A 19,479-nucleotide genomic window follows, 5' to 3' on the forward strand; every position below is an offset into this window, starting at 1 on the left:
GGGCATGGGGAGGGGACCCGACGTGGGGGGCCGAACGCACGGTTCGCACGGGTGTGGCCTGGATTCTGGTCTGGACCAATGAGGAGGTCAAGCCCCTGAAGCTCACGTTCCGGCCCAGGCCGCCGAACCGGCGCCACGGATCGCGGACCCGGCGGGTGTGGGGCACGGTGGAGAGAACGCACCGAGAGGAGCCCGACCCCATGTCGAACCACACCTACCGCGTCACCGAGATCGTCGGCACGTCCACCGAGGGCGTCGACCAGGCCATCCGCAACGGCATCGAGCGAGCCTCCCAGAAGCTCCGCGGGCTCGACTGGTTCGAGGTCACCCAGGTACGCGGGCATCTGGTCGACGGGGCGATCGAGCACTACCAGGTCGGCCTGAAGGTCGGCTTCCGCCTCGAGGACGGCGACTGACGCCCTCCGCCCGACGGCGACCGACACCGGCGTGCCCGCCCCGGGAATCCCCCGGCCGGCCGGGCGTTGAACGGTAGGTGAGCCACGTCATCGCGGACACCCGCTTCTCCGTACTCGACCGCTCCCGGACCCGCGAGGGCCAGGAGGGCGGCCAGGCGCTGCGCGACACCGTGCGGCTGGCCCAGGAGCTGGAGGCGCTCGGCTACCACCGGTTCTGGGTGTCCGAGCATCACAGCGTGCCCGGGGTCGCCGGGTCCGCGCCGACCGTCCTCGCCGCCGCCGTGGCCGCGGCCACCCGGACCATCCGGGTGGGCACCGGCGGCGTCATGCTGCCGAACCACCAGCCGATGGTGGTGGCCGAGCAGTTCGGCGTCCTGGAGTCGCTCTTCCCGGGCCGGATCGACATGGGCCTCGGCCGCTCCGTCGGGTTCACCGACGGCATCCGCCGGGCCCTAGGCCGGGACAAGGACGACGCCGGGCGCTTCGCCGAGCAGCTCGACGAGCTGCTCGGCTGGTTCGACGGCAGCCAGCGGGCCCACCCCCAGGTGCACGCCCGTCCGGCCGAGGGCCTGCGCGTCCCGCCGTACGTGCTGGCCACCGGCGAGGGCGCGGCGATCGCGGCCGCCGCCGGGCTGCCTCTGGTCATCGGCGACCTGCGCGGCCGCGACCGGATGCTGGCCGCGATCGACGGCTACCGGTCGGCGTTCCGCCCCTCCGCGTGGGCCGAGGAGCCGTACGTCGTCGTGTCGGGCACGGTCGCGGTCGCCGGCACCGAGGACGCGGCGCGCCGTCTGCTGCTGCCGGAGGCCTGGTCGATGGCGTACTCCCGCACCCACGGCGTCTTCCCTCCGCTGCTTCCGCCGGAGCGCATCGAGTCCCTGACGATGACGGAGAAGGAACGCGGCTTCTACGAGCAGGGGCTGCGCGGCCACTTGTACGGCACCGGGGAGCACGTCCGCGAGGCGCTGGAGGAGCTGGTGAAGGAGAGCGGCGCGCAGGAGGTGCTGGTGACCACGAGCACGTACGACCGCGGGGCGCTGCTCGACTCCTTCCGCGGCCTGGCGCGGGCGGTGGGCCTCCCCGGGGCCGGGGCCGAGGCCGCCGGGGCCGATTCCGCCGGCCTCCCGCAGGCTGAGGCCGACGCGCCCGCCTAGACTCGGCCCCATGCACGGCGCCACCCCGCAGGTCTCCGCCCACCGGCCCGCTCCCCCACCCGGCGCCGCCCCGCACGACCCGTTCGTCCGGGTGCGCGGGGCCCGTGAGCACAATCTGCGCGACGTCGACGTGGACCTGCCGCGCGACGCCCTCACCGTCTTCACCGGCGTCTCCGGCTCCGGCAAGTCCTCGCTCGCGTTCGGCACCGTCTACGCCGAGGCGCAGCGCCGCTACTTCGAGTCCGTCGCGCCGTACGCGCGGCGGCTCATCCACCAGGCCGGCGCGCCGAAGGTCGGGGAGATCACCGGACTGCCGCCGGCCGTCTCGCTGGAGCAGCGCCGCGCCGCGCCGAACGCGCGGTCCTCGGTCGGCACGGTCACCACGCTCTCCAACTCGCTGCGCATGCTGTACTCGCGGGCCGGTGAGTACCCGCCGGGCGCGCCCCGGCTCGACTCGGACGCCTTCTCCCCGAACACCGCCACCGGGGCCTGCCCCGAGTGCCAGGGCCTGGGCCGGGTGCACACCACCAGCGAGGAACTACTCGTCCCGGACGCCTCGCTGTCGATCCGCGAGGGGGCGATCGCGGCCTGGCCGGGGGCCTGGCAGGGCAAGAACCTGCGGGACGTCCTGGACGCGCTGGGTCACGACGTCGACCGGCCGTGGCGGGAGCTGGATCCGAAGGACCGCGAGTGGATCCTGTTCACCGACGAGCAGCCGGTCGTGACGGTCCATCCGGTACGGGAGGCGGGGCGCATTCAACGCCCGTACCAGGGCACGTACATGAGCGCCCGGCGGTACGTGACGCACACCTTCGCCGACTCCAAGAGCGCGACGCTGCGCGCGAAGGCGGAGCGGTTCCTGACCAGTGCGCCCTGCCCGGCGTGCGGGGGCCGGCGGCTGCGGCCGGAGGCTCTGGCGGTGACGTTCGCCGGGCGCACGATCGCGGAGCTGGCGGCGCTGCCGCTGACGACGCTGGCGGAGGTGCTGGGCCCGGCGGGCGGTCGCGACGAGACGGCCCGGGTGCTGACCGACGACCTGGTCGCCCGGATCGGGACGGTCACCGAACTCGGCCTGGGCTATCTGAGCCTGGACCGCGCGACCCCGACCCTGTCCAACGGCGAGCTGCAACGACTGCGTCTCGCCACGCAGTTGCGGTCCGGGCTGTTCGGGGTGGTGTACGTCCTCGACGAGCCGTCGGCGGGGCTGCACCCGGCGGACACCGAGGCACTGCTCGTGGTCCTGGACCGGCTGAAGGCGGCCGGGAACACGGTGTTCGTGGTGGAGCACCATCTGGACGTGGTGCGGCACGCGGACTGGCTGGTGGACGTGGGCCCGCGGGCCGGGGTGCACGGCGGCCGGGTGCTGCACAGCGGTCCGCCGGAGACGCTGGCCGCTGTCGCGGAGTCGGCGACCCGCCGCTACCTCTTCGACCGCGGGCCCCTTCCCGACCGTCGGGTGCGGGAACCGGTGGGCTGGCTGCGCACCGGTCCGGTCACCCGGCACAACCTGGTGGACCTGGACGCGGCCTTCCCGCTCGGCGTGCTGACGGCGGTCACCGGCGTCTCCGGTTCGGGCAAGTCGACGCTGGTCGGCGTACTGACGGCGGAGCTGGAGGGTGTGGAGCGGGTGGTGACGGTGGATCAGCGTCCGATCGGACGTACGCCCCGCTCCAACCCGGCGACATACACGGGGCTGTTCGACGTGGTGCGCAAGCAGTTCGCTGCCACGGACGAGGCCCGGGAGCGCGGTTACAAGGCGGGGCGGTTCTCGTTCAACGTGGCGGGAGGCCGCTGCGAGACCTGCCAGGGCGAGGGCTTCGTCTCGGTGGAGCTGCTGTTCCTGCCGAGCACGTACGCCCCCTGCCCGGAGTGCCACGGTGCCCGCTACAACGCCGAGACGCTCCAGGTGCGGCTGGGCGGGCTGACGGTCGCCGAGGTGCTCGACCTCACGGTGGAATCGGCGGCGGAGTTCCTTGCCGACACCCCGGCCGCCGCCCGGATCCTGCGTACCCTCCTGGACGTCGGTCTCGGCTACCTCCGGCTCGGCCAGCCCGCCACGGAGCTCTCGGGCGGCGAGGCGCAGCGCATCAAACTCGCCGCCGAACTCCAGGCCGTACGGCGCGCCCACACCCTCTACGTCCTCGACGAGCCCACGACGGGCCTGCACCCGGCTGACGTGGAGGTCCTGATGACCCAGCTGAACGCCCTGGTGGACACCGGCCACACGGTCGTCGTGGTCGAGCACGACATGGACGTGGTGGCCGCCGCCGACTGGGTCGTCGACCTGGGACCGGGCGGCGGCGCGGCCGGCGGCCGGATCGTCGCCGAGGGCCCGCCGGCGGCGGTCGCCGGTACGGCCGGCAGCAGGACCGCTCCCTACCTCGCGCGGGCCCTCGGGGCCTGAGGCCCGGCGGGGGTGTACCTGGATACACCCCCGCCGGGCAGCCGGCCCCAGGGACCGGGACCGCGCCGGACGGCAGAGTCGACGGCGACGGAAACGGAACCGAGCGACGGGGAGGCCGCGGTATGCGGGTGCGGGGTTGGAAGGCGGAGACGGGGGTGTTCCTCGGCGTCGCGTTCGTGGCGGCGGGGATCCTCGGGGCGGTGCAGCCGGCGACGGGGGTACCGCCCGTGGTGGTCCAGTTGACCCAGTTCGGTCCGGCGGCGGGGGTCCTCGTAGTGGCGCTCCTCTGGCCGTCGCGGATCCGGGCGCGGCTTGCGGGGGCGCTGCCCCGGCGGATGTCGCCCCCCGCGTACGAGGCCGGGCGCGCGCCCGGTCCGGAGCGCGCGGCGCGCCCCGGTGTGCGGCTGCTCCTGACGGCGCCGTTGATCATCGTTCTCGCCGCGGGCGGATACGCCTGGTGGTCGGGCGACCCCGTGGTCTCCGATCCGCGCGGCCTGGAGCACTCGTTCGCGCTGATCGCGGCGGCGCAGCTGGTCGGTGCGTGCGGGGAGGAGGTCGGCTGGCGCTGTCTGCTCCAGCCGATGCTGGCGGACCGGTTCGAGCCGCTCGCGGCCTCCGTCCTGGTCGGGGCGGTGTGGGGGGTGTGGCACGTGGGCGTGTTCGCGCAGGCTCCGGCGTACGCGGCCGGATTCCTGACGGCGACGGTGGCGATGTCGGTCGTCCTCGGGCTCGCTCTCGAGCGGGTGCGGTCCGGCCGACTGCTGTTCGCCGGCGGCTTCCACGCCCTGGTCAATCTGGGGATGCTGCTCTTCATGGACGAGGAGTCCGGAGCGGTGGCGCCGATGGTGCTGTTCGCCGGCGCCTGCCTGGTCGCGGCGGCGCCCTGGGTGCTGCGGGCGGTGGGCCGAGCGCCGGCGGATACGATCGCCGCGGCGCGACGGAGCGCGCTCTGACATGGGGGTTCGACCGGTGGGGAGAGGACGGGGCGCCTGGATCGCCCTCGGGCGATGCCAACTGCGGTCCCTGGACGCCCTCGTGCTCCCCCTGTTCGGCGGGCTCGTGGTGGCCGCGCTGCTCCTGCTGCCGGTGGGCCTCGGCTTCCCGCTCCTGCCGCCCGCGGCGGCGGCGCTGCGCCGGCGCTCCGACCGGCAGCGGGCCCGGGCGGCCGACCGGTCCGGCCTGCCCGTCAGTCCGCCCGAGCCGCTTCCCCGCACCACCCGGGCGATCCTCGGCGACGAGGGGTTCTGGCGCGATGTGCGCTGGGCGTGGTGCGAGCCGCTGACGGGCGGGCTGCTCGTCGCGGTCCCGCTGTCGCTGTTCTGGTACGGGGTGTTCGGGGTGCTGGTGCAGCCGTTCGTCTGGCGGCTGTTGGGGGACGAGAACTGGTACGCCTTCGTGCCCGTCCGGTCCACCGCGACCATGCTGGCCGCGCTGCTCCTCGGCGCCGGGTTCCTCGCGTCCGCGGTGGCCCTCGCGCCCCGGACGCTCGCGGGGCACGCCCGCTGGACCCGGTGGGCGCTGTCCGCCCCGTACACGACCGAACTCGTCCGCAGGATCGATCACCTCACCGGCACCCGGGCCGACGCGCTCGACGTCCAGGCCGCCGAACTCCGCCGTATCGAGCGGGACCTGCACGACGGGGCGCAGGCCCGTCTGGTGGCGCTCGGGATGACGCTGGAGGAGGCGACCCGGCTTCTCGACAGCGATCCGGCGGCGGCGCGTGCGCTGCTCGTCGAGGTGCGGTCGGTCTCGGAGCGGGCCCTGCAGGACCTGCGGGAGCTGGTCCACGGCATCCTGCCGCCGGTGCTCGCCGACCGGGGACTCGGCGACGCGGTGCGCTCGCTGGCCCTGGACAGCTTCCTGGACGTCGACGTCGACGTCGCCCTGCCGCCCGGCCGGTTCCCCGCGGCCGTGGAGTCCGCCGCGTACTTCGCGGTGGCCGAACTGCTCGCCAACGCGGCCAAGCACTCCGGCGCGCGGGAGGTCCGCATCGGCCTCGGCCACCGCGACGACGTCCTCCGGGTCAGCGTCGCCGACGACGGCCGGGGCGGGGCCGAGGCGTCCCGGGACACCGGCGGGCTGGCGGGCGTACGACGACGGCTGCTCGCCTTCGACGGAACCCTCGCCCTGCACAGTCCGCCGGGCGGACCCACCCTCGCGACCCTGGAGATACCGTGCGCGTCGTCCTCGCCGAAGACCTCTTCCTGCTCCGGGACGGGCTGACCCGGACCCTCCAGGAGCACGGCTGCGAGGTGGTCGCGGCCGTGGACAACCATCCCGCGCTGGTGCGCGCGCTGCGCGAGGAGCGGCCGGACGTCGCCGTGATCGACGTCCGGCTGCCGCCGGGCTTCACCGACGAGGGCCTGCGGGCCGCGCTGGACGCCCGCCGGGAGCGGCCGGGCCTGCCGGTACTGATCCTGTCCCAGTACGTCGACCAGCTGTACGCGCAGGAGTTGCTGGCCGGCGGGGAGGGGGCGGTCGGCTATCTCCTGAAGGACCGGGTGACGCACACGGCCCAGTTCGTCGACGCGGTACGGACGGTCGCCGCGGGCGGCACGGTCCTCGACCCGCAGGTCGTGGCCCGGCTGCTGGCCCGCGGCGACGCCCGCGGGAACACCGCGCAGCTGACCCCGCGGGAGCACGAGGTCCTGCGGCTGATGGCCGAGGGTCGCTCGAACGCGGCGATCGCCCACACCCTCCACGTCAGCGAGAGCGCGGTCGCCAAGCACACGGCGAGCATCTTCGCCAAGCTGCGGATCGAGCCGTCCGCCGACGACAACCGGCGCGTCCTCGCCGTCCTCGCCCACCTGCGCCGCTGAGACGCCGCCCGTCGGCCGAGGCCCGTCAGGAGCGGCGGGTCTTGCGGTTCGCTCGGAGCCACTCCTTGTTCATGGCCGCGATCGACGGCAGCGGGATGCCCTTGGGGCAGGCCGTGGCGCACTCGCCGGTGAGCGTGCAGCCGCCGAAGCCCTCCGCGTCCATCTGGGCCACCATGTCGAGGACCCGGGTCTCGCGCTCCGGTGCGCCCTGCGGCAGCACGTTCAGGTGGTTGATCTTGGCCGAGGTGAAGAGCATCGCCGAGCCGTTCGGACAGGCCGCCACGCACGCGCCGCAGCCGATGCACTCGGCGTGCTCGAAGGCGGAGTCGGCGTCGGCCTTGGGGACCGGGGTGGCGTGCGCCTCGGGCGCCGCGCCGGTCGGGGCGCTGATGTAGCCGCCGGCCTGGATGACGCGGTCGAAGGCGGAGCGGTCGACGACGAGGTCCTTGACGACCGGGAAGGCCGCGGCTCGCCACGGTTCGACGTCGATGGTGTCCCCGTCGCGGAACGACCGCATGTGGAGCTGGCAGGTGGTGGTCCGCTCGGGGCCGTGCGCGTCGCCGTTGATGACGAGGCTGCACGCGCCGCAGATGCCCTCGCGGCAGTCGTGGTCGAAGGCGACGGGGTCCTCGCCCTTGAGGATGAGTTCCTCGTTGAGCGTGTCGAGCATCTCCAGGAAGGACATGTCCGGGGAGATCCCGTCCACCCGGTAGGTGGACATGGCGCCGTCGGCGTCGGCGTTCTTCTGCCGCCAGACGCGCAGGTCGATCCTCATGCGTAGCTCCGCTGGGTGGGGTGGACGTACTCGAAGGTCAGGGCTTCCCTGTGGAGGACGGGGGCGTCGCCCGTGCCGGCGAACTCCCAGGCCGCCGCGTACGCGAACTCCTCGTCGCGGCGGGCGGCCTCGCCGTCCGGGGTCTGGGACTCCTCGCGGAAGTGGCCGCCGCAGGACTCGGCGCGGTGCAGCGCGTCGAGGCACATCAGCTCGGCGAGCTCCAGGTAGTCGACGATCCGGTTGGCCTTCTCCAGCGACTGGTTGAACTCCTCACCCGTGCCCGGGACCTTGATGCGCCGCCAGAACTCCTCGCGGATCTGCGGGATCCGCGCGAGCGCCTTGCGCAGACCCTCCTCGCTGCGCGCCATGCCGCAGAACTCCCACATCAGTTCGCCGAGTTCGCGGTGGAAGGAGTCCGGGGTGCGGTCGCCGTCGACGGCGAGGAGGAGGTTCAGCCGGTCCTCCGTCTCGGCCAGCACCTCCCGTACGGCGGGGTCGTCGTGGTCGAGCGGCTCGGCCTTCGGGGCGCGGGCGAGGTAGTCGTTGATGGTGGACGGCAGGACGAAGTAGCCGTCGGCGAGGCCCTGCATCAGCGCGGACGCGCCGAGCCGGTTGGCGCCGTGGTCGGAGAAGTTCGCCTCGCCGATCGCGAACAGGCCGGGCACTGTGGTCTGGAGGTCGTAGTCGACCCACAGTCCGCCCATCGTGTAGTGCACGGCGGGGTAGATCCGCATGGGCGTCTCGTACGGGTTCTCCGCGGTGATCCGCGCGTACATGTCGAAGAGGTTGCCGTACTTCTCCTCGACCGCGTCCCGGCCCATGCGCCGGATGGCGTCCGCGAAGTCCAAATACACGCCCTGGCCGCCGGGGCCGACGCCCCGCCCCTCGTCGCAGACGTTCTTCGCGGCGCGGGAGGCGATGTCGCGGGGCACCAGGTTGCCGAACGAGGGGTAGATGCGCTCCAGGTAGTAGTCGCGCTCGTCCTCGGGGATGTCGTTCGCCGGCCGCTGGTCGCCCTTGGCCTTCGGCACCCAGATGCGGCCGTCGTTGCGCAGTGACTCGCTCATCAGCGTCAGCTTGGACTGGTGGTCGCCGGTGCGCGGGATGCAGGTGGGGTGGATCTGGGTGAAGCAGGGGTTGGCGAAGTACGCGCCGCGCCGGTGCGCCCGCCAGACGGCGGTGGCGTTGGAGTTCATGGCGTTCGTCGACAGGTAGAAGACGTTGCCGTAGCCGCCGCTGGCGAGCACCACCGCGTCGGCGAAGTAGGTGGAGATCCGGCCGGTGATCAGGTCACGGGCGACGATGCCTCGGGCCCGGCCGTCGACCACGATCAGGTCGAGCATCTCGGTGCGCGGGTGCATCTCGACGTTGCCGGCGGCGATCTGCCGGGACAGCGCCTGGTACGCGCCGAGCAGCAGCTGCTGGCCCGTCTGGCCGCGGGCGTAGAAGGTGCGGGAGACCTGGACGCCGCCGAAGGAGCGGGTGTCGAGCAGGCCGCCGTACTCGCGGGCGAACGGCACGCCCTGCGCGACGCACTGGTCGATGATCTCGACGGAGATCTGGGCGAGCCGGTGGACGTTGGACTCGCGGGCCCGAAAGTCGCCGCCCTTGACGGTGTCGTAGAAGAGGCGGTGCACGGAGTCGCCGTCGTTGCGGTAGTTCTTCGCCGCGTTGATGCCGCCCTGCGCGGCGATGGAGTGGGCCCGGCGCGGGGAGTCCTGGTAGCAGAACTGGACGACCCGGTAGCCCTGTTCGGCGAGGGTGGCACCGGCGGAACCGCCGGCCAGGCCGGTGCCGACGACGATCACGGTGTGCTTGCGCCGGTTGGCGGGGTTGACCAGCTTGGCCTGGAAACGGCGGGTGTCCCAGCGTTCGGCGACCGGCCCGGCGGGGGCGGCGTGGTCGACGACCGGTTCGCCGGTCTTGTAGTCGAGGAAGCTCATGTCAGCTCACCACTCCGGTCATGACGGCGACGGGTACGGAGACGAAGCCCACGGTCAGCGCGAGGGCGAGGCCGTTGGCGAGGAACTTGAGGACGCGCTCGCGGCGGGCGTTGCCGACGCCGAGGGTCTGCGCGGCGCTCCAGAAGCCGTGCCGGACGTGCAGGCCCACGGCCAGCATCGCGACGATGTAGATGACGTTGCCGTACCAGGTGGAGAAGGTGTCGACGACGTTCTGGTACGGCCTGCCCTCCTGGAAGCCGCCGCTGTGCACGGTCCCGGTGGTCAGGTCCAGCACGTGCCAGACGATGAAGAGCCCGACGATGATCCCGCCCCAGCGCATCGTGCGGGTGGCGTACGAGGCGCGCTTGCGGCGGTGGACGTAGCCGGTCGGGCGGGCCTTGATGTCGCGGCGGCTGAGCTGGTACGCGGCGACGGCGTGGCCGACGACGGCGGCGAGCAGCACGATCCGGACGAGCCACAGGGCCCAGTGGTGGTGCAGGACCGGGGCGCCCATGACCCGCAGCCAGTGGCCGTAGGCGTTGAACTCCTCGGGGCCGAAGAAGACCTTCAGGTTGCCCATCACGTGGGCGACGAGGTAGCCGAGCATGATCAGGCCGCTGACGGCCATGACGGTCTTCTTGCCGATGGTCGACGCCCAGAAGCCGCCGGACGGGCGTGGTGATCCTTGGGGGGACGGCCGTCGGTCCGTCCTGGTTGCCAGAGCCATGCCGTCGACGCTAGGGCCGGAGGTACCGAGAGGTCCAAGACATGGTCCAGCTGATCTCGATAGGCTGAGCCTATGCAGTTCCAGCAGCTCCAGTACTTCGTCGCCGTGGCGGAGACCCGGCACTTCACCCGGGCCGCCGAGCGGGTCCACGTCTCGCAGCCCTCGCTCTCGCAGCAGATCAAGGCCCTGGAGAAGGAGCTGGGGGCGGAGCTGTTCAGCCGGGCCCGCGGCAACATCGCGCTGACCGACGCCGGCGAGGCGCTGCTGCCACTGGCCCGGCGGATCCTCGCCGACACCGACACGGCCCGGCACGAGGTGCAGGAGCTGGTCCAGCTGCGGCGCGGGCGGGTCCGGCTCGGGGCCACGCCGAGCCTGTGCACCGGTCTGCTGCCGGACGTGCTGCGGGCCTTCCACGACCGGCACCCGGGGATCCGGCTGCTGATCGAGGAGGGCGGCTCGCACGACCTGGTGCGGCAGCTGGCGCGCGGGGCGCTCGACCTGGCGCTGGTGGTGCTGCCGCTGCCGGCGGCGTCACCGGCGCTGACGACGGTGGAGCTGCTCCGGGAGGACCTGGTGGTGGTGTCGGGGTCGGGGACGCCGACGCCCGGCGGTCCGGTGCGGATCGCGGATCTGCGGGAGCAGCCCCTGGTGATGTTCCGGCACGGCTACGACCTGCGCGAGCTGACGGTGGCGGCGTGCCGGGCCGAGGGCTTCGAGCCGTCGTTCACGGTGGAGGGCGGTGAGATGGACGCGGTGCTCGGTTTCGTCCGGGCGGGGCTCGGCATGGCGGTGGTCCCGCGCATGGTCGCCGACCGTACGGCCGGCGACCTCCGCGTCACCCCGCTCGCGCCGCCCGGTCTGCGGCGCACGATCGCGCTGGCCCACCGCTCCGACGTGGCGCCGCCGCGCGCGGCCCGGGAGCTCCAGCGGATGCTCCTGGACACGCGCACGCCGACCTGACGGCTACACCGCGTCCGCGAGGAGCAGGGAGTGGATCCGGTCCGGGGCGCCCGGGCGGGCGTAGTACCAGCCCTGGGCGGTGTCACAGCCCAGCTCCCGCAGCTGCTCCGCCTGCGCCCCGGTCTCCACGCCCTCGACCGTCACGGCCAGGTCCAGGCTGTGCGCCAGGGCCACGATCCCCTCGACGATCTTGACGTCGACCGGGTCCGCGGGCTGCTGCTGCATGCTCCGGGTGAAGGAGCGGTCCAGCTTGAGCACGCTGACCGGCAGCCGCCGCAGGTTCGCCAGGTTCGAGTAGCCGGTGCCGAAGTCGTCGAGCGCGATGTCGACGCCCATCTCGGCGAGGTGGCGCAGCGGCTTCAGCAGGTCCTCGTCCGCGCCGATCAGCGCCGACTCGGTGACCTCCAGGCAGAGCGCCCTGGGCTCCAGGCCGGACCGCTCCAGGACGTCGACGGTGTCGGCGACGAGGCGGGGGTGGTGCAGCTGCGTCGGCGACAGGTTGACGTTGATCCGCAGCGGGCCGCCGTCGGCGTGCCGGGTCTGCCAGAACCGGGCCTGGCGGACCGCCTCTTCGAGCACCCAGCGGCCCAACGGGACGATCAGACCGGTGTGTTCGGCGAGCGGTATGAACCGGTCGGGGCCGAGCACCCCGTGCTGCGGGTGGCACCAGCGGACCAGTGCCTCCGCGCCGTGCACGCTGCCGTCGCCGAGGTGCACGAGCGGCTGGTACTCGATGAAGAACTCGCCGCGCTCCAGCGCGGCCGGCAGCGCGGTGGTCAACCCGTGCCGGGTGATCGCCCGGGCGTCGGCCTCGGCGTCGGCGAACTCGAAGCGGTTGCCGCCCGCCGACTTGGCCCGGTACATGGTGATGTCGGCGCTGCGCAGCACCTCCGCGGGGGTGCGTTCGCCCGCCGGGCCCTCGACGATGCCGATGCTGCCGCGGACGGTCAGCTCGCGCCCGTCGATCCGGATCGGCGCGGCGAGCGCGTGCAGGATGCGGTGGGCGAGCTCGGCGACGCAGTCCGGGTTCTGCGGTCCGGTGGCGAGGGCGACGAACTCGTCGCCGCCGAGCCGCGCCACCATCTCGCCCGGCCCGGTCGCACAGCTCTGCAGCCGGTCCGCGACCTCCACGAGGAGCCGGTCGCCGGCGGAGTGGCCGAGGCTGTCGTTGATGGCCTTGAAGCCGTCCAGATCGAGGTAGCAGAGCCCGAACCGGGTGCCGTCCCTGGGGGCGAGGGCCTTCTCCAGACGCTCGAAGAACAGGGTGCGGTTGGGCAGGCCGGTGAGCGCGTCGTGCGTGGCCTCGTACCGCAGCCGCAGGTTGAGCAGCCGGCGTTCGGTGGTGTCCTCCATCAGCGCGAGCTGGTACTGCGGGCGGCCCTCGGCGTCGCGCAGCAGAGAGACCGTCAGGTTGGTCCACAGGACGGTGCCGTCGGTGCGGTAGTACGGCTTCTCGACACGGTAGTGCTCGCGTTCGCCGCGGACCAGCTCGCCGTACAGCTTCCAGACGTGCGGGGCGTCCTCGGGGTGCCCCCAGTCCCTGACGTTGCGGCTGCGGACGGTGTGCTCCAGACCGCCGAACATCCGGGTCAGGGTCTCGTTGACCTCCAGGACGTTGCCGTCGAGGTCGGCGATGCCGATGCCGACGGCCGCGCCGTCGAAGACGGCGCGGAACCGGGTCTCGGTGGCGTGCAGGGCGATCTCGGCGGCGCTGCGCGCGGAGAGCGCGGAGTGCGCGATGGCCTCCTGCTCGGTGAGCGTCCGCTCGCGCAGCGCCTGGGCGAACCCGGCGGCCATGGCGTGCTGGAGGCGGGCGCACCGGGCGCGCGCCTCCTCGGAGATCTGCCCGCCGTCCGCGCCGCAGTAGAGCACCAGGTACGAGTCGACGACCCCGAGGCTGCGCTGGAGCGCCTCGGGGTCGGTGCAGTGGGCGGCGACGAGTCCGGCGCCGGCGCGGTGCGCGGCGGCGGTGGCGGCGTGGTCGAACGGCCGTGCGTGCAGCGCGTCGCAGAGTTCGCGGGCGAGCGGGAGCAGGTGCTCCGCCACCTCGGCGCGGGTCAGCGACGTGGCGGTGACGGGGAAGACCGCCCGGCTCCAGATCGTCGTGAACCGTTGGAGTCTGTCCTCCGGATCGTCCGGTTCCGCGCCGGGGCCGGGGGTCTGGGGCGGCACCTTCACGCCTTGCGCCCCACCCCTGCGAAGCCCGAGAAGGCGAAGGGATCCTCCTGGTCGAGCGGGCCCTCGGGCCGCCAGCGCGGCATGGACACCAGTCCGGGGTCGACCATCTCCCAGCCGTCGAAGAAGGCGGCGATCTCGTCGCGGGAGCGCATCACGAGCGGGTTGCGGGTCTCGCGGTACACGTCGACCGTGCCGGAAGCCTGCTCCTCTGAGACGGGGACGCCCTCGTAGGAGGCGTGGGTGAGGATGAGCAGACTGCCGGGGGCGAGCGCCTCGGTGAGCTCGGCGACGGCCTTGCCTGGCTCGTCCTGGTTCTCCAGGAAGTGCAGGACGGCGACGAGGAGCAGCGCCACCGGCCGGTCCAGGTCGATCAGTCCGGTGACCTCGCGGCTGCCGAGGATGTCCTGCGGCTTGCGGAGGTCGGCGGCGACGATCGTGGCCTGCTCGTTGCCGTCGAGCACGGCGCGGCTGTGGGCGACGGCGACCGGGTCGTGATCGACGTAGGCGATCCGGGCCTCGGGGCTGGCCTGTTGGGCGACCTCGTGGACGTTGCCGAACGTCGGTATGCCGGAGCCGATGTCGAGGAACTGGGTGACGCCCTCGTCGACGGCGAAACGCACGGCGCGGCGCATGAACGCCCGGTTCGCCTGCATGACCTTGGGGAGTCCCGGCATGAACTCCATGGCCTTTCGGGCCGCTTCACGGTCGACCTCGAAATTGTGCGAGCCGCCCAGATAGAAGTCGTACATTCGGGACACGCTCGGTACCGAAATGTCGATACCGGGCGGAGCCCAGGCGGGACGCTCCATCGATGTCTCCAACAAGCCTCAGGGGATGCGGCCATGTGTTCGTGACCGGTGTTCGAGCCGAGGCTACTGATCGCCCGCCGAGAGAGCGAGGGGAAACGGAAATTAGCGGTCCGTTCTTGGTCACACACCATTGGCATGTGCGACCGGCCCGCCCTCGCGCATGGGACGCGAGGACGGGCCGGCGGGTCGGAAGCGCGGCGCGGGGGACCTACTTGGGCGCTCCGACCAGCTTTCCCTGCGGGGAGACGGCGTACCAGGTCCCGCCCACGCCCTGGCCGTTGGTGTCGCCGGGCTCGGCGTCACCGGCGAAGGTGTAGATCGGCCAGCAGTCGATGGTCTGCTGCTTGATGCCGTCGGGCCGGGCGAAGGTGACGAATCCCTTCGTGGTGATGCCCTTGACGTCGTTCTTCGCGACGGGCGCGACGACCGGCCACTTCTCCAAGCAGGCGCCGGTGCAGGCGGTCTTCATGGGCCAGGCGGAATCCTTCTTGAAGCGGTAGACGGTCATTCCGCGGGAATCCACCACGATCTCACCGAGTTGAGGGTCCTTGCGTACGGAGAGTCCGGCGAGATCCGCTCCGGATTCCTGGCCGGAATCATCCGCTCCGCCTTCTCCGTCGCCCGCCGGGGCGGCCTTCTTTCCGTCCGGCGCGGCGGCGAACCACGTTCCGCCCACGCCTTGTCCGTTGGCCTCGCCGGGCTTGGTGTCCTTCGCGTAGCGGTACATCGGCCAGCCGCCCACGGTGAGTTGCTTGCTGCCGTCGGCGCGGGTGACCTCGCCGAGCTGCACGGCGTCGACGCCGGCCGGCGGCTTGGCGCCGTCGGGGCTCACCACCGGCCAGGCCTTGGCGCATTCGCCCTCGCAGGTGGCCGTGGGCGGACTGGCCGAGTCCTTGTCGAAGCGGTAGAGGGTGAAGCCCTCGGCGTCGGTGAGTACCTTGCCGAGCTTCTTGTCGTTCCAGACGGCGAGTTGACCGGCCGACTTCGCCGCGGCGCCCGTTCCGGAGCCGTAGGCGTCCCCGTAACCGCCCTCGGCGGGCGCACCGGCCGGCTTGGCCGCCCCGGCGGGCGCTCCGCCCAGCCCCTGGTCCCCCTGGTCCTGGCCACACGCCGTGGTCAGCGTGAGCACGGCCGCAGCTGTCGCGGCAAGCGAGATCCTCCGCCAGGTCTTCATGTCAACTCCCGTTCCGTGACTGTCCTTTGGTGGCGGCCCCCGTGTGCCGCTCCTGGTCATGGGTACGGGTCGGCCCCCCGCCCGTACTCAACGCGGGGCGAAGAAATTTCTCGCGGCGTCAAACACGGCACCCGAAGATCCGCTCCATTCGGCGAATCCGGGGCCGTTACGGGCCTGCCGCGGGCCTGCTGTGATCATGCTCGTCGGCGTGTCTGTGTACGTCTCACTCGTCGCCCGGGCCCTCGCCGCCACGGCGCTGCTCTGGCTGCTCGCCGCGCCGACGCCCGCCACGGCCGACAGCTGCGCCTACGCCTCGATCGGGCCGGGCGGTTCGGGGGCGTGGGCGAGCGCGGGACCGGGGGTCTGCAGGACCCCGACCCCGAAACCGCCCCCGCCGTCCACGCCCGCCCCGAAGCCCCCCACGCCCGCGCCGGAGCCCCCGCCACCGGCTCCGGCGCCGGAGCCGGAGCCGGAGCCGCCCGTACGGGAGGATCCGCCGCCGCCCGCGCCTGAGCCCCCGGCGGCCACTCCCCCGGCGCCGCGGCCCCCCGCGGACGAACCCCCGCCACCCGCCGCGCCGACGCCTCCCCCGGCCCGGCCCGCGCCACCGCGGGCGACGCCGGTCGCGCTGCCCGCGTACCGCAGGGCGGTGCGTCCGCGCCCCGAGCGCGGCACCTCGCTGGTCTCCATGACGCTGGTGATCATCGCGCCCGCGGTGCTGGCGAGCGCGATCCTGCGCCCCCGCTCCTCCCGCTGACCCCGGCGCGCCCCACCCCTCTCATTCCTCGTTCTTCCTGCTCAGCCGAAGGATTCCCATGTCGGAATGGCTTGTTCTCACTCTGGCGATGGCCGCCGCGTGCGCCGTCGTCCTGGCCATCGTGGTCATCAACAACCGCCGGATCGGGGACGACGACGATCCCAGCGAGACCCCGGACGTCATCGAGTACATGACGATGATGATCGGCGTGGTGTACGCGATCGTCCTGGGCCTGGCCATCGCCGGCGTGTGGGAGGCGCGCGGCGCCGCGCAGGAGACCGTGCGTCAGGAGGCCCAGGCGCTGCACGAGATCTCCGCCCGGGTGGAGGTGTATCCGGTCGGCGTCCGCGAGCGCATCCGGGCCGACGTCGACGCGTACGTCTCCTACGTCGTCGAGGACGAGTGGCCGTACATGTCGGAACACGGCGAGCTCAGCGAGCGGGGCACCGAGCTGATGAACCAGGTCCGCCGCTCGGTCACCGACTACCAGCCGGCCACCGACCACGAGGGGCAGGCGTACCAGCCGCTCGTGGACCTGGTGGGGGCCGCCGACGACGCGCGGAACGCCCGCGGCGAGAGCGCGGCGGCGACGATGCCGGGCGTGGTGTGGTTCGGGCTGATCACCGGCGCGCTGGTGGCGGTGGGCCTGATCTTCACGCTGCAGATCCGGCGCACCTTCCGCGAGCTGCTGCTGGCCGGCCTCTACAGCGCGCTGATCGCCTTCCTGCTCTTCCTGATCTGGGACTTCGACGCGCCGTTCGGCCGTGGCATCTCCGCCACCGCGGGCCCGTTCACCACGCTGTTCCCGCAGGTCGGCAGCTGACCGCAACACGTCGCGAGGGCCGAACGGGGGACATGCGTGCCCCATTCGCCCGGCTGGGATCGCGCATGTGATAGAGGGCTCCTAGCGTTTCCGGCATCGGGGTGCATGTCCTGCCTCTTGTGGAAATCCGTTCCGCAGCTGCGCCTCGGGACCCGGAGGATTCACCATGCGCGCGATACGTGCCGCGTCGACCGCTCTGCTGGGGGCGGCCGCCCTCGCCCTGGCCGCTCCGGCGGCCGTGGCGGCGGACGGCGCCCCCGCCCCGAACACCGGACATCGCCGGGCGAAGGCGCCCGGCGATTTCGTCATCTCGCCCTCCACCGTCGCCCCGGGCGGGCGGGTCACCCTCAGCGCGCCCGGCTGCGCCAGCACGGCGACCGCGTCGTCGGGCATCTTCGACACGGTCACCATCCCGCCGGGCTCCTCCGCCACCGCCACGGTCGACTTCGACGCCAGGCGGGGCGCGGTCTACACGGTCGCGTTCAACTGCACCGGCGGCATCACCGACACCGTCGACCTGACCATCGCGGGCGCCACCGCGTCCCCGACGATCAGCTCGACGATCCTCACGCCGCCGCGCGGCGTGCGGGGCGGCCTGGGCGGCTCGGTCGACGGCATGGACGCGGGCGCGCTGGCGGCCGGCGGCGGACTGGTGCTGGCCGCGGCGGCCGGCGCGGTCTACGTCGTACGGCGCCGCGCCGGCGGCCGGCAGCACTGACCGCGTGAGCGGAGCACGGCGCCTGCCGCCCTCCCGTTCCCCGCACCGCTCGCCCCCGCATCACCCGCCCTGCTGTCCCCCGCACCGCTCGCCCCCGCATCACCCGCCCTGCTGTCCCCCGCACCACCCGCACCACACGCCCCGTTCGCCCCCGCAACCGCCCCGCACGCCCGTCGCCCCCGAGTCCGGACCGGACTCGGGGGCGACGGGCGTGTTCAGCCGGACCGGGAGGTTCGGCCGGTCAGACCTTTTCGCTGCTCAGGCGGCGACGGCGGAGGATGAAGAGTCCGCCGCCGAGCGCGGCCGCGGCGACCATCGAGCCGCCCACGGCCATCTCGGTGGAGCTCGGGGCCAGCGAGCCGCCGATGCCGCCGAGCGCGCCACGCGCCTCGAGAACGGTGAACTGGCGGGTCGCGACGTCGTTGGGGTTGTCGTTGCACCGGACGGCGAGGTTGTAGTTGCCCGGCGTGGCGTGGTTGAAGACCCTGGCGATCGCGGTGGAGATGCCGTTGGCGTTCACCGACAGGTTCGTCTGCGGGAAGGCGTTCGAGGTCACCGTGCCACCGCGGGTGCAGCCCCTCACGGTGATGGTGAGGGTCGAGCCCTGGTGGACGGCCGCGGGGCTGATCGTGACTTCTCGGGGGCCGCCGTTGCCGCCGGTCCCACCATTCCCCCCGTTGTTGGTGGCGGCGGCGAGGGGGGCCGCGAGCCCGACCGCCGCGATCGCGGTGGCGGTCACCGCCAGAGTGCGTACTGCACGCATGGTTGAACCTCCATCGGAAGACGCCCCAAAGCGGTGCTCAGGGAAATTCGACGAGTACGCCTCCCATGACGAACCCTCACCACTCGGCGGACACCCTGCATTTCGGCGCTGGGCCAACCGGTGACGCGACACGCCGGGGCGCGCCACCCCCGAGCCCGACGGATCCGCAGGTCACAGACCACCAGAGCGCTGATATGACGATCATTCGGATGGGTCAGCGTCCCGTCACCCGCCCGGCGCCCCGCCCCGTGCGGCGCCGGCGCCGCCTTCCGGCAGCCTGCCGGAAGGGGTCCGCGACGGCGCCGCCACCCGTTCGCCCCGCTCCGATCGCCGGTTGTCCGCACCGGGCCTAGCGTTCCCCTCGACGCCGCGAAGGGAGAACCATGGGCCCCAAGGACTTCAGGACCGTGGTGCTGAGGAGACGCCAGCCGTGGGGCGTACTGACTCTCGTCATGCTGTCCGGACTGGCGATGATGCGGAACGGGGTGGACGTCGAGCTGGGCCCGCCCCAGCCGGCCGCGGCCGCCGCGCCCGACACCCGCCCCATCGGCGTCACGCCCCCGGACACGCTCCCGGGGGTCGACCCGCTGCCGTTCGCGCCGGCGTCGCGGGTGCGGATCCCGTCGATCGACGTGAAGGCCCCGGTGATGGACGTGGGCCTGGACGCGGACGGCTGGATCGAGGCGCCGCCCGCGCAGGACGCCAACATGGCCGGCTGGTACCAGAACGGCATCGCACCCGGTCAGCGCGGCACGTCGGTCCTCGTCGGCCATGTCGACAACGCCGCGGGCCCCGCGGTGTTCTACAACCTCGGCTCCCTGGAGAAGGGGCGCACCATCGAGGTGGAGCGGTACGACGGCCGGGTCGCGGTCTTCGAGGTCTACGGCGTGGAGGTGTACTCCAAGGCCGACTTCCCGGGCGTCCGGGTCTACGCCGACAACGGAGCGCCCGAACTGCGGGTCATCACCTGCGGCGGCGGCTACACGAAGGCGAACGGCTACGCGGGCAACGTCGTGGTCTTCGCCCGGATGGTCGCGACCCGCTGACGCCGGGCGTCAG

18 protein-coding genes are annotated in these 19,479 nt (G+C 73.0%); 11 read left to right on the forward strand and 7 right to left on the reverse strand.

The features are described from left to right. Positions 1 to 200: 200 nt before the first annotated feature. The 6 genes from R2D22_RS04630 (at position 201) to R2D22_RS04655 (ending at position 6,793) form a co-directional block, all read left to right on the forward strand. Positions 201 to 416 carry a dodecin gene (locus R2D22_RS04630; protein ID WP_318101414.1) on the forward strand — a complete coding sequence of 72 codons (216 nt, stop codon included), beginning with the start codon at positions 201 to 203 and terminating at the stop codon, positions 414 to 416. 77 nt (positions 417 to 493) lie between these two features. Beyond that, positions 494 to 1,570, forward strand: coding sequence for an MsnO8 family LLM class oxidoreductase (locus R2D22_RS04635; RefSeq protein ID WP_318101415.1), 1,077 nt, complete (start codon positions 494 to 496; stop codon positions 1,568 to 1,570). Positions 1,571 to 1,580: 10 nt separating this feature from the next. Beyond that, positions 1,581 to 3,974 carry an ATP-binding cassette domain-containing protein gene (locus R2D22_RS04640; protein WP_318101416.1) on the forward strand — a complete coding sequence of 798 codons (2,394 nt, stop codon included), beginning with the start codon at positions 1,581 to 1,583 and terminating at the stop codon, positions 3,972 to 3,974. 122 nt (positions 3,975 to 4,096) lie between these two features. Continuing rightward, on the forward strand, positions 4,097 to 4,927 hold the full coding sequence (locus R2D22_RS04645) for a CPBP family intramembrane glutamic endopeptidase (protein ID WP_318101417.1): 831 nt from the start codon (positions 4,097 to 4,099) through the stop codon (positions 4,925 to 4,927). A gap of 16 nt (positions 4,928 to 4,943) precedes the next feature. Continuing rightward, positions 4,944 to 6,197, forward strand: coding sequence for a sensor histidine kinase (locus R2D22_RS04650; RefSeq protein ID WP_318101418.1), 1,254 nt, complete (start codon positions 4,944 to 4,946; stop codon positions 6,195 to 6,197). Then, on the forward strand, positions 6,149 to 6,793 hold the full coding sequence (locus tag R2D22_RS04655) for a response regulator transcription factor (RefSeq protein WP_318101419.1): 645 nt from the start codon (positions 6,149 to 6,151) through the stop codon (positions 6,791 to 6,793). The genes R2D22_RS04650 and R2D22_RS04655 overlap by 49 nt, the downstream gene beginning before the upstream one ends. Before the next feature lie 25 nt (positions 6,794 to 6,818). Here the strand turns inward: R2D22_RS04655 and R2D22_RS04660 are convergent, their stop codons facing one another. Genes R2D22_RS04660 through R2D22_RS04670 form a run of 3 tightly spaced genes read right to left on the reverse strand, consistent with a single transcriptional unit; the run spans position 6,819 to position 10,238 of the window. Next, positions 6,819 to 7,568 carry a succinate dehydrogenase/fumarate reductase iron-sulfur subunit gene (locus tag R2D22_RS04660; protein WP_318101420.1) on the reverse strand — a complete coding sequence of 250 codons (750 nt, stop codon included), beginning with the start codon at positions 7,566 to 7,568 and terminating at the stop codon, positions 6,819 to 6,821. Continuing rightward, positions 7,565 to 9,511: a fumarate reductase/succinate dehydrogenase flavoprotein subunit gene (locus tag R2D22_RS04665; protein WP_318101421.1), complete on the reverse strand. Its 1,947-nt coding sequence runs from the start codon at positions 9,509 to 9,511 to the stop codon at positions 7,565 to 7,567. The genes R2D22_RS04660 and R2D22_RS04665 overlap by 4 nt, the downstream gene beginning before the upstream one ends. Position 9,512: 1 nt before the next feature. After that, a complete protein-coding gene (locus R2D22_RS04670; protein ID WP_318101422.1) occupies positions 9,513 to 10,238 on the reverse strand; it encodes a succinate dehydrogenase in 726 nt (241 codons plus the stop codon). A 72-nt stretch (positions 10,239 to 10,310) separates the two neighbouring features. Here R2D22_RS04670 and R2D22_RS04675 point away from each other — a divergent pair, with 72 nt between their 5' ends. Continuing rightward, on the forward strand, positions 10,311 to 11,198 hold the full coding sequence (locus tag R2D22_RS04675) for a LysR family transcriptional regulator (RefSeq protein WP_318101423.1): 888 nt from the start codon (positions 10,311 to 10,313) through the stop codon (positions 11,196 to 11,198). A gap of 3 nt (positions 11,199 to 11,201) precedes the next feature. On the opposite strand, the gene R2D22_RS04680 is transcribed toward R2D22_RS04675, so the two are convergent. The 3 genes from R2D22_RS04680 to R2D22_RS04690 all read right to left on the reverse strand — a co-directional run bounded on the left by R2D22_RS04680 (position 11,202) and on the right by R2D22_RS04690 (position 15,359). Next, positions 11,202 to 13,376, reverse strand: coding sequence for a putative bifunctional diguanylate cyclase/phosphodiesterase (locus R2D22_RS04680; RefSeq protein WP_318101424.1), 2,175 nt, complete (start codon positions 13,374 to 13,376; stop codon positions 11,202 to 11,204). Then, on the reverse strand, positions 13,373 to 14,185 hold the full coding sequence (locus tag R2D22_RS04685) for an SAM-dependent methyltransferase (RefSeq protein ID WP_318101425.1): 813 nt from the start codon (positions 14,183 to 14,185) through the stop codon (positions 13,373 to 13,375). The genes R2D22_RS04680 and R2D22_RS04685 overlap by 4 nt, the downstream gene beginning before the upstream one ends. Positions 14,186 to 14,393: 208 nt before the next feature. Further along, a complete protein-coding gene (locus R2D22_RS04690) occupies positions 14,394 to 15,359 on the reverse strand; it encodes an SCO0930 family lipoprotein (RefSeq protein WP_318101426.1) in 966 nt (321 codons plus the stop codon). A gap of 208 nt (positions 15,360 to 15,567) precedes the next feature. On the opposite strand from R2D22_RS04690, the gene R2D22_RS04695 reads away from it, so the two are divergent. The 3 genes from R2D22_RS04695 (at position 15,568) to R2D22_RS04705 (ending at position 17,657) form a co-directional block, all read left to right on the forward strand. Beyond that, positions 15,568 to 16,116 carry a hypothetical protein gene (locus tag R2D22_RS04695; protein ID WP_318101427.1) on the forward strand — a complete coding sequence of 183 codons (549 nt, stop codon included), beginning with the start codon at positions 15,568 to 15,570 and terminating at the stop codon, positions 16,114 to 16,116. 58 nt (positions 16,117 to 16,174) lie between these two features. Continuing rightward, on the forward strand, positions 16,175 to 16,939 hold the full coding sequence (locus tag R2D22_RS04700) for a bestrophin-like domain (RefSeq protein ID WP_318101428.1): 765 nt from the start codon (positions 16,175 to 16,177) through the stop codon (positions 16,937 to 16,939). Between the two features lie 166 nt (positions 16,940 to 17,105). Beyond that, complete coding sequence (locus R2D22_RS04705) at positions 17,106 to 17,657, forward strand: hypothetical protein (protein WP_318101429.1); 552 nt, start codon at positions 17,106 to 17,108, stop codon at positions 17,655 to 17,657. A 241-nt stretch (positions 17,658 to 17,898) separates the two neighbouring features. Here the strand turns inward: R2D22_RS04705 and R2D22_RS04710 are convergent, their stop codons facing one another. Further along, positions 17,899 to 18,420 (reverse strand): hypothetical protein, encoded by a 522-nt coding sequence (locus tag R2D22_RS04710; RefSeq protein WP_318101430.1) that lies wholly within the window; start codon positions 18,418 to 18,420, stop codon positions 17,899 to 17,901. A 383-nt stretch (positions 18,421 to 18,803) separates the two neighbouring features. On the opposite strand from R2D22_RS04710, the gene R2D22_RS04715 reads away from it, so the two are divergent. After that, positions 18,804 to 19,466, forward strand: a complete 663-nt coding sequence (locus tag R2D22_RS04715; RefSeq protein ID WP_318101431.1) for a class F sortase — start codon at positions 18,804 to 18,806, stop codon at positions 19,464 to 19,466. The last annotated feature ends 13 nt before the right edge of the window (positions 19,467 to 19,479 follow it).

It is taken from the genome of Streptomyces sp. HUAS YS2 (assembly GCF_033343995.1).
Lineage (GTDB): Bacteria > Actinomycetota > Actinomycetes > Streptomycetales > Streptomycetaceae > Streptomyces > Streptomyces solicathayae.